13 protein-coding genes are annotated in these 11,885 nt (G+C 66.3%); 8 read left to right on the top strand and 5 right to left on the bottom strand.

Annotation, left to right across the window (positions count from 1 at the left end):
* Positions 1-40: 40 nt before the first annotated feature.
* From gpmI to NDO75_RS02665, 4 genes are all read left to right on the top strand, one after another.
* Positions 41-1,561, top strand: a complete 1,521-nt coding sequence (gene gpmI / locus NDO75_RS02680; protein WP_310904560.1) for a 2,3-bisphosphoglycerate-independent phosphoglycerate mutase — start codon at positions 41-43, stop codon at positions 1,559-1,561.
* 84 nt (positions 1,562-1,645) lie between these two features.
* On the top strand, positions 1,646-3,382 hold the full coding sequence (locus NDO75_RS02675; protein WP_310904559.1) for a histidine kinase N-terminal 7TM domain-containing protein: 1,737 nt from the start codon (positions 1,646-1,648) through the stop codon (positions 3,380-3,382).
* A gap of 119 nt (positions 3,383-3,501) precedes the next feature.
* The gene (locus NDO75_RS02670; RefSeq protein ID WP_310904558.1) at positions 3,502-4,794 is read left to right on the top strand and encodes an O-acetylhomoserine aminocarboxypropyltransferase/cysteine synthase family protein; all 1,293 of its coding nucleotides are present in this window, start codon (positions 3,502-3,504) and stop codon (positions 4,792-4,794) included.
* 103 nt (positions 4,795-4,897) lie between these two features.
* Entirely contained in the window at positions 4,898-5,287 is a 390-nt protein-coding gene (locus tag NDO75_RS02665; protein WP_310904557.1) for a hypothetical protein, read from the top strand.
* On the opposite strand, the gene NDO75_RS02660 is transcribed toward NDO75_RS02665, so the two are convergent.
* The gene (locus tag NDO75_RS02660) at positions 5,265-5,447 is read right to left on the bottom strand and encodes a hypothetical protein (protein ID WP_310904556.1); all 183 of its coding nucleotides are present in this window, start codon (positions 5,445-5,447) and stop codon (positions 5,265-5,267) included. The genes NDO75_RS02665 and NDO75_RS02660 overlap by 23 nt on opposite strands.
* A 179-nt stretch (positions 5,448-5,626) precedes the next feature.
* Here NDO75_RS02660 and NDO75_RS02655 point away from each other — a divergent pair, with 179 nt between their 5' ends.
* The gene (locus NDO75_RS02655; protein ID WP_310904555.1) at positions 5,627-6,157 is read left to right on the top strand and encodes a DUF5813 family protein; all 531 of its coding nucleotides are present in this window, start codon (positions 5,627-5,629) and stop codon (positions 6,155-6,157) included.
* 341 nt (positions 6,158-6,498) lie between these two features.
* On the opposite strand, the gene NDO75_RS02650 is transcribed toward NDO75_RS02655, so the two are convergent.
* The 4 genes from NDO75_RS02650 to tmk form a co-directional block, all read right to left on the bottom strand.
* Entirely contained in the window at positions 6,499-6,729 is a 231-nt protein-coding gene (locus tag NDO75_RS02650) for an Lrp/AsnC ligand binding domain-containing protein (protein ID WP_310904554.1), read from the bottom strand.
* Complete coding sequence (locus tag NDO75_RS02645) at positions 6,729-7,511, bottom strand: TrkA family potassium uptake protein (RefSeq protein WP_310904553.1); 783 nt, start codon at positions 7,509-7,511, stop codon at positions 6,729-6,731. Before NDO75_RS02645 ends, NDO75_RS02650 begins: the two co-directional genes overlap by 1 nt.
* A 131-nt stretch (positions 7,512-7,642) precedes the next feature.
* Entirely contained in the window at positions 7,643-7,873 is a 231-nt protein-coding gene (locus tag NDO75_RS02640; protein WP_310904552.1) for an Lrp/AsnC family transcriptional regulator, read from the bottom strand.
* Between the two features lie 66 nt (positions 7,874-7,939).
* Positions 7,940-8,545: a dTMP kinase gene (gene tmk / locus NDO75_RS02635; protein WP_310904551.1), complete on the bottom strand. Its 606-nt coding sequence runs from the start codon at positions 8,543-8,545 to the stop codon at positions 7,940-7,942.
* A gap of 113 nt (positions 8,546-8,658) precedes the next feature.
* On the opposite strand from tmk, the gene NDO75_RS02630 reads away from it, so the two are divergent.
* The 3 genes from NDO75_RS02630 to cofC all read left to right on the top strand — a co-directional run bounded on the left by NDO75_RS02630 (position 8,659) and on the right by cofC (position 11,876).
* Positions 8,659-9,579 (top strand): complex I NDUFA9 subunit family protein, encoded by a 921-nt coding sequence (locus tag NDO75_RS02630; protein ID WP_310904550.1) that lies wholly within the window; start codon positions 8,659-8,661, stop codon positions 9,577-9,579.
* Positions 9,580-9,827: 248 nt separating this feature from the next.
* Positions 9,828-11,012 (top strand): tubulin/FtsZ family protein, encoded by a 1,185-nt coding sequence (locus NDO75_RS02625; RefSeq protein WP_310904549.1) that lies wholly within the window; start codon positions 9,828-9,830, stop codon positions 11,010-11,012.
* Between the two features lie 165 nt (positions 11,013-11,177).
* Positions 11,178-11,876 (top strand): 2-phospho-L-lactate guanylyltransferase, encoded by a 699-nt coding sequence (cofC, locus tag NDO75_RS02620; protein WP_310904548.1) that lies wholly within the window; start codon positions 11,178-11,180, stop codon positions 11,874-11,876.
* Positions 11,877-11,885 lie beyond the last annotated feature (9 nt).

Here is an 11,885-nt window from a genome sequence, read left to right as displayed (position 1 = left end):
CAACGACAGCTAGTTAGGACGCGCCGATTTCCGATTCAGTATGGAAGCTGCGCTGATCGTCCTCGACGGCTGGGGACTCGGTGACGGCGGCAGGGACGCGGTCGAAGCGGCCGAGACGCCGACGTTCGATCGGCTCGCGGAATCCGGCGCGTACGGTCGGCTCGAGGTGGCGGGCCGGCGCGTCGGCCTCCCCGAGGGCCAGATGGGCAACAGCGAGGTCGGCCACCTCAATATCGGAGCCGGCCGCGTCGTCTATCAGGAGTACACCCGCATCTCGGACTCGATCGCGGACGGTTCCTTCCGGGAAAACGACGCGATCAACCGGGCGTTCGACCGGGCACGGGAAAACGACGGTCGGGTCCACTTCCTCGGCCTCGTCAGTGACGGGGGCGTCCACTCCGACCAGGAGCACCTCCACGCGCTGATCGAGCTGGCGGCCGACCGCGACGTCGAGGCCGTCACCCACGCGATCACAGACGGTCGGGACACCTCGCCGACCGGCGGCCGGGAGTACCTCGGGACGCTCGAGGACGTGATCGCCGAACACGGCACGGGCGACGTGGCGACGGTCAGCGGCCGGTACTACGCGATGGACCGCGACCAGAACTGGGAACGGACCAAGCGGGCCTACGACGCGATCGTCGGTCGAGACGCGGAGTGGACCGCCGACTCGGCCGTCGAGGCGGTCGAAGCGTCCTACGAGCGCGACGTGACCGACGAGTTCGTCGAGCCCACAGTGATAGGCGGAGGGCCCGCGCTCGAGGACGGCGACTCGGTCGTCTGGTTCAACTTCCGCTCCGACCGCGCCCGCCAGCTCACGCGGATGCTCGCCGATATCCGCCCGGAGGACTGGGCCGACGAGTTCGAGACGGACCCACCGGACGCCGAAGTCGTGATGATGACCCAGTACGACAAGACGTTCGACCTCCCGGTGGCCTATCCGCCGACCCAGCCCGAACAGGTGCTCGGCGAGGTGCTGGCCGACGCGGGGAAGACCCAGCTGCGGATCGCCGAGTCCGAGAAGTACGCCCACGTCACCTACTTCCTGAACGGCGGCCGCGAGGTCGAGTTCGACGGCGAGCGCCGCGAGATCGTCGAGAGCCCCGACGTGCCGACCTACGACCAGCAGCCCGAGATGAGCGCCCCAGAAGTCACGGACACCGCGATCGGCGTGATCGAATCCGACGATCCGGACGTACTCGTCCTCAACTACGCCAACCCCGATATGGTCGGCCACACCGGCGACTACGAGGCCGCCATCGAGGCCGTCGAGGCCGTCGACGCGCAACTCGGTCGGCTGACCGATGCGCTCGAGGACGCCGGCGCACACGTCCTGATCACCGCCGATCACGGCAACGCCGACGACATGGGGACCGAGGAGGACCCACACACGGCGCACACGTACAACGAGGTGCCGCTGGTCTATCTCTCGCCCGACGGGACTGCCGACGGGCGAACCGTCCGCGATGGCGGCACGCTCGCCGACATCGCGCCCACGCTGCTCGAGGCCATCGACCTCCCTCAGCCGCCCGAGATGACCGGCGAGTCGCTGCTCGAGTAGCTCGGAACTCGACTGCGGCTTTCGAGATACTGCACCGGTACGGGCCACAACACCGAAGTCGATGTACTCGTACCCTCGAGTACTATGGGGGCAATTCCGTGGCCGGCGGCCGGGTCGATCCTCTCGGGGATCGGCACGCTCCTCTTGCTCTGGTATCTCCGTCGTCACAGCGGGAAGCCCGGCGCGAACTGGTTTCTGCTGGCGCTGGTGGCCCAGGCGCTGTGGTGTTTCTCCTACGGCGTCTCGCTATTCGTCTTCGATCCGACGCTCAGGTGGGCGTTCGAAGTGCTGACCTGGATCGGCATCGTCTGGACCGGCGTCCCGTTTCTGGCTTTCGGCCTCGAGTACACCGGTCGGGGATCGCTTATTCGGACGCCGTGGTTCGGCGCGCTCGTTCTCGTTCCCGCGATCACGACGGGGCTCGTCCTGACGAACCCACTCCACGAGATCGTCTGGAGCGGCTTCCGGATCGATCCGGTGTTCGGCGCGGCGACGGTCTCTTACGACCCCAACGCGTGGGCGTTCTTCGCGCTCATGGTCAGCACCGTGTTCGCGGCCGCCGGGACGCTGCTCCTGTTCGATACGGTCGTCAGCTACGGACCGCTCTACCGGACGGAAGCGCTCGCCGTGGGGCTCAGCACGCTCCCGCCGGGCATCGCCCTTCTGGTCTGGCTCGTTGGGATCGGACCGGTCCCACAGCTCAACCTCTCGGCGGTCATGTTCCTGCCGCACATCGCGCTCGACGCTTACGCGTTCGTCGGCGGCGGCATGTTCACGTACAGCCCCTCGGTCCGGCGCAGGGCCGACCAGTCGGCGATCGAAGCCCTCGAGAGCCCGCTGCTCACCGTCGACACCGACGACCGAATCGTCGACTGCAACCCCGCCGCCGAGTCCCTGTTCGACCTCGAAGCGCCGGCCGTTCTCGGCGACCCCCTCGAGCGAGCGACCGGTCTGACCATCGACGGCGGCGCCGACACGCAGGTGGTGACGGACACCGACCGCGGCGAGCGCCGCGAGCTCGCCGTCTCGACCTCGGCGCTTCGGGACGGCTCGGGCCGGGTCGTCGGCCACACTGTCCTCCTGCAGGACATTACCGACCAGCGGCGGCGCGAACAGCGCCTCGAGATCCTGAACCGGGTGTTGCGCCACAACCTCAGGAACGACCTGACCGCCGTCCGCGGCTACGTCGGCATCGCGGCCGACCGCGCCGACGACGAGGTCGCGACGATGCTCGAGTCGGTCCACGACGACGTCGACGACGTCCTCGAGACGAGCGAGAAGGCCCGAAACTTCGAACGATCGATCGAATCGACGGTCCGGTCGCCGTCGGCGTTTGCGGCCAGTGACGCCCTGAAGTCGGTCGCAGCCGACCTCGAGGCGGAGACGGACGGCCGCGTCGCGATCGATGTCCCCGACGACCTCGTGGTGCGAGTCAATCGAGCGCTGTTCGACCTCGCGTTCGAGAACCTCGCCGAGAACGGACTCGTCCACAGCGACGCCGACGAGCCGCGCGTGACGATCGCTCTCGAGCGCGTTGCGGACGACCGAAGCGCCGTCCTCACGGTCCGTGACGACGGACCCGGGATTCCCGACCACGAACTCGCCGTCCTCGAGCGTGGCGAGGAGACGGCGCTGGAACACGGCAGCGGGCTCGGGCTGTGGATCGCCTCGTGGAGCGTGACGGCACTCGGCGGCGATCTCGCGTTCGAGACGACGGCAAACGGGACGACGGCGACCGTCCGCGTTCCCGGCGTCGTCGAACCCGAAGCGGGCGGCGGCGAGCCGGGTGACGCCAGCCGAGTGACCGACCGGTCGTCGTGACCGCCCGTGCACCGAGTCGCGGCACGCGGACGAGGAAACCTTTGCTCCTAACTCGGTCGCGACCCGGCTCGAGGGAGACGTCTAGTGGTTTTACTACGGCCCGATACAACGGCGCTGGTATGAGCGACGATTCCGACTCGGACGGACACCGCTTCGCCACGAACAGCGTCCACGCCGGCCAGGAGCCGGACCCGACCACGGGGGCCCGCGCGCCGCCGATCTACCAGACCACGTCCTACGTCTTCGACGACACGGACCACGCCGCCTCCCTGTTCGGCTTAGAGGAATTCGGCAACATCTACTCGCGGATCATGAACCCGACGAACGCGATGTTAGAGGAGCGCATCGCGACCCTCGAGGGCGGCGTCGGTGCCCTCGCGACGTCGTCGGGGATGGCCGCCTTCGATCTGGCGACGTTCATCCTCGCGGAGGCCGGCGACAACATCGTCTCCTCCTCGGCGCTGTACGGCGGGACCTACACCTACCTCACCCACACCGTCGAGAAGCGGGGCATCGAGACGAAGTTCGTCGACACTCTGGACTACGACGCCTACGCCGAAGCGATCGACGACGATACCGCGTTCGTCCACCTCGAGACGATCGGCAACCCCGCGCTCGTGACGCCGGACATCGAGCGAATCGCCGACATCGCCCACGACCACGACGTACCGCTGTTCGTCGACAACACCTTCGCCACGCCGTATCTCTGCCGCCCGCTGGAACACGGCGCGGACCTCGTCTGGAACTCGACGACCAAGTGGATCCACGGCGCGGGCTCGACGGTCGGCGGCATCCTCGTCGACGGCGGCTCGTTCCCGTGGGAAGACGGCGACTATCCCGAGATCACCGAGCCGAACCCGGCCTACCACGGCGTCAACTTCCGCGAGACGTTCGGCGACATGGCCTTCTCGGTCGTCGCCCGCACTCGCGGCCTTCGCGACCTGGGCAACCAGCAGGCCCCCTTCGACGCCTGGACGACGCTGCAGAAACTCGAGTCGCTGCCCCTCCGGATGGAGAAGCACTGTGACAACGCGATGGCCGTCGCGGAATACCTGGAGGACCACGAGGACGTCGACTGGGTCAACTACCCAGGCCTCGAGAGCCACGAGACTCACGAGAACGCCAAAGAGTACCTCGAAGGCGGCTACGGCGGCATGATCACCTTCGGACTTGAGGGCGGCTACGACGCGGCCGAGACGGTCTGTAACGAGGTCGAACTCACGAGCATGCTGGCCAACGTCGGCGACGCGAAGACGCTGATCATCCACCCCGCGAGCACGACCCACCAGCAGCTCACCGAAGAGGAGAAACTGGCCAGCGGCGTCACGAACGACCTCGTGCGCCTCTCGGTCGGCATCGAGGACGTCGACGACGTGATCGCCGATCTCGATCGAGCGATCGAGCAGGCGTAGATCGGACGCCGGGCGGCTGGGACACAACCGTCACGCCGCCGGCGGTTTCAGCGAACTGGAACTAGCCCGCGTCGTTAAGGTCACGCGGATCGACTGCCCTACTATGCCTACCGGGTTACTCACCGAGGACGCAGCGGAGCAGATCGTCGCGACCTGTCGAACGGCCATCGGCGATAGCCTCCGTTCGGTCACCTACTTCACGCGCGACGACTACGAGCAGGTCTACCTCCGCGAGGACTTAGAGCGCGACGCCGACCTCTCGACGTTCATCGGCCACGAGTGGCGCGGGTTCAAGACCACCCAGACGGCCTACGAGGGGTCCGAACTCGGCGCGTACGACTATACGATCCGGGTGTTCGACAACGGCTTTCTCATCCGCGTCACGAACGACAGCGAGGGCGTCTTCGTCACGACCGACGGCCTCACCGTCAAGGACTTCGAAGAAGTAGCGACGGCGCTCGACTCGTTCCTCAGCGAGCGCGAGATTTCGTAACGGCGTCGCTCGAGTCGCCGAGATCGGCGTCGTCTTCGTCCCGCTCTGCCTCCGCGTCGTCGTCCCGCCCGCCGATGGGCAGACCGGATCCGTAGTCGTCGTCCGTCCCGAGGAGGCGAGCGAACCGACGACGTTCCGCAGCGTGTCTATCGATACTCATATCGTCGGATAGAAGCCGGTTTCCCTTGTAGTAATGCGGATCATTTTCCGTAACAACTCGTTACTTCTCCCGTGAAACGGTCGGAACAGTGGCTGCCTTCATACCGTTCCGTCCCGGCCCGCTCGAGATCGGCCGACACAACGTAACACCCTTTTTCGCCACGCCCCTTCGTTCTCGCAATGACCGACCTTCCCGAGTCCGTCGAGCGCGAACTCGAGTCTCACGACGCGTTCGATCGGACCGACGACGGCTACGAGCTGACGACGACCGTCTTCGAAACGACCGTGGCGGCCGACGACGCCGAGGGGAAACGCGACGGCCGATTCCGCGTCACCGTTTTCCTCCCGACGCTCGACGCCGCCGTGGCGAACGAAGTCGTCGCCCCCGTCGTCGAAGACGGCTGGTTCGAGACCCTCGAGCGCCGCCTCGAGGACACCTTCGGCGTCGCCCACACGAGCACCCACGACGAGCCAGCCGTCGAACGCGACGGGGACGAAGTCAGGGTCCGCCTCGAGTACACCGCCTGGGACGCCGGCGAGGGCGTCGCCGACGCCAAAGCGCTCATCGAGTTCGTCGAAGGGACCTACGCTCAGGGACTCATCCCCGGCTACGAGTATCGCGGCCCGGCGGCGACGCTGCTCGAGAGCGCCCAAAACCGTGGCCAACAAGCCGCGGACGGTGACGGAAGCAGCGGCGGAATGCCGATGTAAGTGGCAGGAACGATTCCTCAGATATCACAGCGGACGCGAGGAAATCGGATCGAACCAGTTCTCCGAGTGCCGGTCACCGACGTAGAATTAAACTCGCACATCGGCCGGGAGCGCGGCTCGAGCAGACGCGAGAGCCGCGCGACCCGGGGAAAGGCAGGCCGTTGCCCAGTCACAGACCGCGAGCGAGTGAAACGAGCGAGCGGGCCGACGACTGACCCAGAAGCCGCGCTTCGCGCGGCTGTCGGGGAAGGAGGAGTGCTTTTGATCGAAATTTTACCGAGGGACGCCGCGCTGGTGGCTTCGCCACACAGCGCGGCAGACCGCAGCGTAAAATTTCGTTGTTAGTCCATCGCGATATACGTCTGCGTATCCTCGATGCCCTCGATGGCCTGGATGTGGGTGGCGGCGATCTCCTTGACCGCGGCCGGCGTCTCGACCTGGGCTTTCGCGATGAGGTCGACGTCCCCAGCGACGATGTGTGCGGATTGCACGCCGTCGATGGATTCGATGCTGTCTCTGAGCCGGTCCGCCTCGCCCGTGTTCGCTTTGATCATGACGAACGCTGTAACCATCAGTTGACACCTCCAGTATCAGTTTCCGTCTCGGAGTCGTCCGTATCGTCGGTTTCGTACTCCGCCACGAGCTCCGTCGCCCCGGAGCGTGCGTCCGAGCCCGCGTTGGCGGCCGCCTGGCTCGGCGTCTCGCCGACCAGCAACTGGCGGACCTCGCTCAAGACGTCGAAGTCCGCGAGGACGACGAGTCGGTCGCCGTCCTCGAGCGAGAGGTCCTCGTTTGGGATGCCGAGATCCGCGTCGCGCTTGCCGAACGCGAGGACGGTCGCGTCGGCGGGCAGGTGCAGTTCGCTGATCGTATAGCCATTGACGGGGGCCGCGTCGGTGATCGTGAGTTCGACGACCTGTAGGTGGGGCGCGATGTCGGCGATGGCGCGGATCGTCCCGCCGAGCAAGGCGTTTTTCGCGCCGATCGCGCCGAGGCGCTCGGGGTAGATCACCTCGTCGACCTGATCGGCGTACTTGCGGTAGATCCCTTCTCGGTAGGCTTCGTCGATCCGCATGACCGTTCGGCAGCCGTAGTGATTTCCGATCATGCAGGCGGTGAAGTTGACGTTGAGATCGCCCGTGAGCGCACCGATGGCGTCGGCGTCGCTGACGCCGGCCTCCTCGAGGACGTCCTCGCGGGAGCCGTCACCCTCGACGACGGTAAACTCTCGGTTGCGGGCGCGTCTGATCGTCGGCTCGTCGCGTTCGATCAGCGTCACCTCGTGGCCCTCATCGCGCAGGACGCGTGCTGTGCGTAGGCCGACCCGTCCCGCCCCGATAATCACGAACCGCATGGACAGGGGTACGCCGGCCCCGGTGAATAAGTTTGCCCCCGAGTACCATGAGAGAAGTTCGAACGGCAGCGCTCGAGCGACGACGAACAGTCGATCGGCGGGAGTGGCGCAGAATGGAACGACCGGCCGGGCTACCCCATGGCGATGTACGTCTTCGTGTCGGTGACGCCGCCGAGACCCTGAATGCCCGAGGAGACGGTCTGCAGGACGTCGTAGACCTCCGGCGCGTCGACCTCGGCGATGATGTCGTAGTTGCCCGCGACGATGTGCGCGTCGGCGACCGACTCGAGGCCGCCGATCTCCGCCAGCAGCCCCTCGGACTTTCCGGCGGCCGTCTTCACCATGATGAACGCGTGGACCATCGAGAGTGTGGTACATCGTGGCACGACTAAAGCGTTTGCCCGAGTGCGGTCGCTCGCGGACGGCCCTCAGCGCGTCACTGCGCCGGCCTCGACCAGTGCGTCGGTCACCGCCTCGAGCACCGCGTCCGGCGATCGAGTCGCGTCGACGCGGACGAACCGGTCAGGATCCCGCTCGATCAGCCGTTCGTAGTTGTCACGGACTGCGGCGAGGTACTCGGCACGCTCGAACTTGTTCGTCGTACCCGCTCGCGCCGCGGCCGTTTCCGGATCGAGATCGAAATAGATCGTCAGGTCCGGCGCGATCGAGAAGGGGCGATGGAGGTCGACGACGTACTCGAGCGGATCCGCGAGGTCGATCCGCTCCGAGCGCTCGAGGGTCGCACCCTGGTAGGCGAAGCGGGAGTCGGAGTACCGATCGGAAACCACGAGATCGTCGCGCTCGAGGGCCGGTTCGATCACCCGCGAGAGGTGATCTGCGTGGTCGGCAGTGTACAGAAAGAGCTCCGCCAGCGGGTCGGCGTCGTCGTCCTCGATCGAGCGGTAGACGGCCTCGCCGTACCACGAATCGCTCGTGGGTTCGCGCGTGAACACGGCGTCGGGATAGCGCTCGTCCAGGGCCTCCCAGACCGTCGTCTTGCCGCTGCCGTCGAGCCCCTCGAGCGTGACCAGCATACACCCACGTCGTGGAGAGCACTATTTAGATGTAGCACAATCGGTCGAGCGCCCGCTCGAGCCGAACAGTGAAGGCGACTAGGTATTTATCGCTGCGACGGCACATTCTGCGTATGGAGATCCTCGTCGCCGGCGGAACCGGCTTCATCGGCACGAACCTGTGTGCGGAACTGGCCGAGCGCGGCCACGAGGTGACGGCGCTGTCGCGATCCCCGGACGCCGGCGAACTCCCCGCGGGCGTCGATTCGGCGATGGGCGACGTGAGCGCGTACGACTCGATCGTCGACGTCGTGACCGGCTGCGACGCCGTCGTGAACCTCGTCTCGCTCTCGCCGCTCTACAAGCCACCGCGGGGGAAAACGCACGAGGAGGTTCACCTCGGCGGAACCGAGAACCTCGTTCGCGCCGCCGAAGCCGGCGGCGTCGACCGCTTCCTGCAGATGAGCGGGCTCGGAGCCGACCCGAACGGAGATACCGCGTTCCTTCGCTCCAAGGGGAAAGCCGAGGGCGTCGTCCGAGACTCGAGCCTCGCGTGGACGATCGTCCGCCCGTCGGTCGTCTTCGGCGACGGGGCCGAGTTCCTCGAGTTCACGAAGACCGTGACGACACCGCACGTAACGGGGCTGCCCGGCGGCGGAAAGACCCGGTTTCAGCCGATCTGGGTCGGCGATCTGGTCCCGATGCTGGCCGACGCGCTGGCGGACGACGCCCACGCCGGGGAGACGTACGAACTCGCCGGCCCGGAGGTACTCACGCTCGCGGACGTGACGAAGATGGCCTACGCGGCCGAGGGAAAAGACGTCACGATCGTCCCGGTTCCGATGGGCCTGTCGAAGCTCGGACTCTCGGCCGTCGGCCCGATACCGTTCGTCCCGTTCGGTCCGGATCAGGCCCGCTCGCTCGAGGTGGACAACACCACCACTGACAACGACATCACCGCGTTCGGTCGCGATCCGACGGAGTTGACGACGCTCGGTGTATACCTCGGCCTCGAGGACGCTGGTTCTCGAGTGCAAGCGGTCGAAACGGCGTGAGGACGGGTACGGTGCGTCGTCTCCCCGAATCAGCCGGGCGGCGTTCGACCGAGCCTGTCGAAAAATCTTATTATAAAGAACATCACTGTCGGGAATAGAAGGCGGTATTCGGGTCCGAATACCGGACCACATACGCCCTCAATCGGTCGATTTGGCGCAATATTGAATTAATAAAGAAATTCAGTTTAGCACAAGACTTATATTCTCTATCGCACTGGTACCAATCCAACGGAGCCCCCTGACAAACAATGAAGCTGGCGATGATCGGATTCGGACAGGCCGGTGGCAAAATCGTCGATCGATTCCTCGATTACGACGATCGGACGAACAGCGGAATCGTCCGGGCTGCTATTGCCGTCAACTCCGCGAAAGCGGACCTCATCGGTCTCGAGAATATTCCACAGGAGAATCGCGTACTCATCGGCCAGGCCCGCGTAAAGGGCCACGGCGTGGGTGCAGACAACGAACTCGGCGCGGAAGTCGCCGAGGAGGACATCGACGAGGTTCAGAACGCCATCGACTCGATCCCGACCCACGAGGTCGACGCCTTCCTGATCGTCTCCGGGATGGGCGGCGGTACCGGGTCGGGTGGTGCGCCCGTCCTCGCGAAACACCTCAAACGGATCTACACGATCCCCGTCTACGGACTCGGCGTCCTGCCGGGCACCGACGAAGGTGGGATCTACACGCTCAACGCGGCGCGCTCGTTCCAGACGTTCGTCCGCGAGGTCGACAACCTGCTCGTCTTCGACAACGACTCCTGGCGACAGACCGGCGAGTCCGTCGAGGGCGGCTACGAGCAGATCAACGAGGAGATCGTCCGGCGCTTCGGTATCCTCTTCGGTGCCGGCGAGGTCGGTGACGGCCAGGAGGTCGCCGAGAGCGTCGTCGACTCCTCCGAGATTATCAACACGCTCTCCGGCGGTGGTGTCTCCACCGTCGGCTTCGCGAGCGAGGAGGTCGAACTCAACTCCGGCGGCGGCCTGCTCTCCCGGTTCACCGGCGACGGCGGCGGCGCTGGCGACGACAATCTCGACGCCGCGAACACCACGAACCGCATCACGAGCCTCGTCCGGAAGGCCGCGCTCGGCCGGCTCACGCTCCCCTGCGAGATCGAGGGCACCGAGCGCGCCCTGCTCGTCCTCTCCGGTCCCTCGGAGTACCTGAACCGGAAAGGCATCGAACGCGGGCGCAAGTGGCTCGAGGAGGAAACGGGCAGCATGGAAGTTCGCGGTGGCGACTTCCCGCGAGAGGAACCGGAAGTGTCCGCGGCGATCCTGCTCTCGGGCGTGACGAACGTCCCGCGGATCAAGCGACTCCAGCAGGTCGCCATCGAGGCGCAGGATAACATGGACGATATCCAGCAGGAGAGCGAGGAGAACCTCGAGGAACTCGTCGAGGACGACGAGGACGAACTCGAGCCGCTCTTCTAGGCCGTCTTTCTCTCGGTTTTCGACGGTTCGAGCGGCCGCGCTCGACTCGTGTCGGGGGGCGCGAGATCGAACTCCGATCGGACGCGGCCGTCGAACGCGCGGATCGTCGGTATTTCGACTCCGACGTGCTTTTGAGCGCGCCCGGAGTATCGCAACCAGATTCAGATGCGCGTCGTCGTCCCGTTCGCCGCCGAGACGCCGAAGACTCGCCTCGAGCCCGTCCTCACGGCAGCCGAACGCTCGGCGCTCGCCCGCGCGATGCTCGCGGACGTGCTTCGCGCGGTCGTCGAGGCCGGCTACGAGCCGACGGTCGTCTCGACCGCGCCGCTCGAGCTCTCCGCCCTCGAGCTGCCGGGCGAGATCGAAACGTCGACCTCGGTGACGGTCGACGACCGGCCGCTCACCGAGGCGGTCAACGCGCGACTGCCGGGTGAGTCGGAAAACGACGCGAACGGAGACGATGGCGAGGGAGGCGAGGCAGTCGCCGTCGTCATGGCCGACCTCGCGCTGGCGACGCCGACGGCGCTCGAGGAGCTGTTCGCCCCCGATACCGACGTGGCGATCGCGCCAGGGCGGGCCGGCGGGACGAACGCACTCGTCGTCCGCGACCCCGCGTTTCGGGTCGACTACCACGGCGCCTCCTACCTCGATCACCGCGAGATCGCCCGCGAGGCCGGTGCCACTCTCGAGACGGTCGACTCGTTTCGGCTCGCGACGGACGTCGACGAGCCCGAGGATCTGGTCGAGGTGCTCGTCCACGGCCACGAAACCGACCGCGCCCCGTCCCGTCTCCGCGAGTTCGGCTTCGAACTCGCAGAGCGGGAGGGACGAGTCGTCGCAGTCCGCGACGGAGAACTGGAGTAGCGCGGTGCC

Origin of the sequence: Natrinema sp. 1APR25-10V2 (assembly GCF_031626495.1) — an archaeon.
Taxonomy (GTDB): domain Archaea; phylum Halobacteriota; class Halobacteria; order Halobacteriales; family Natrialbaceae; genus Natrinema.
This window is presented reverse-complemented; position numbering and strand designations above follow the sequence as displayed.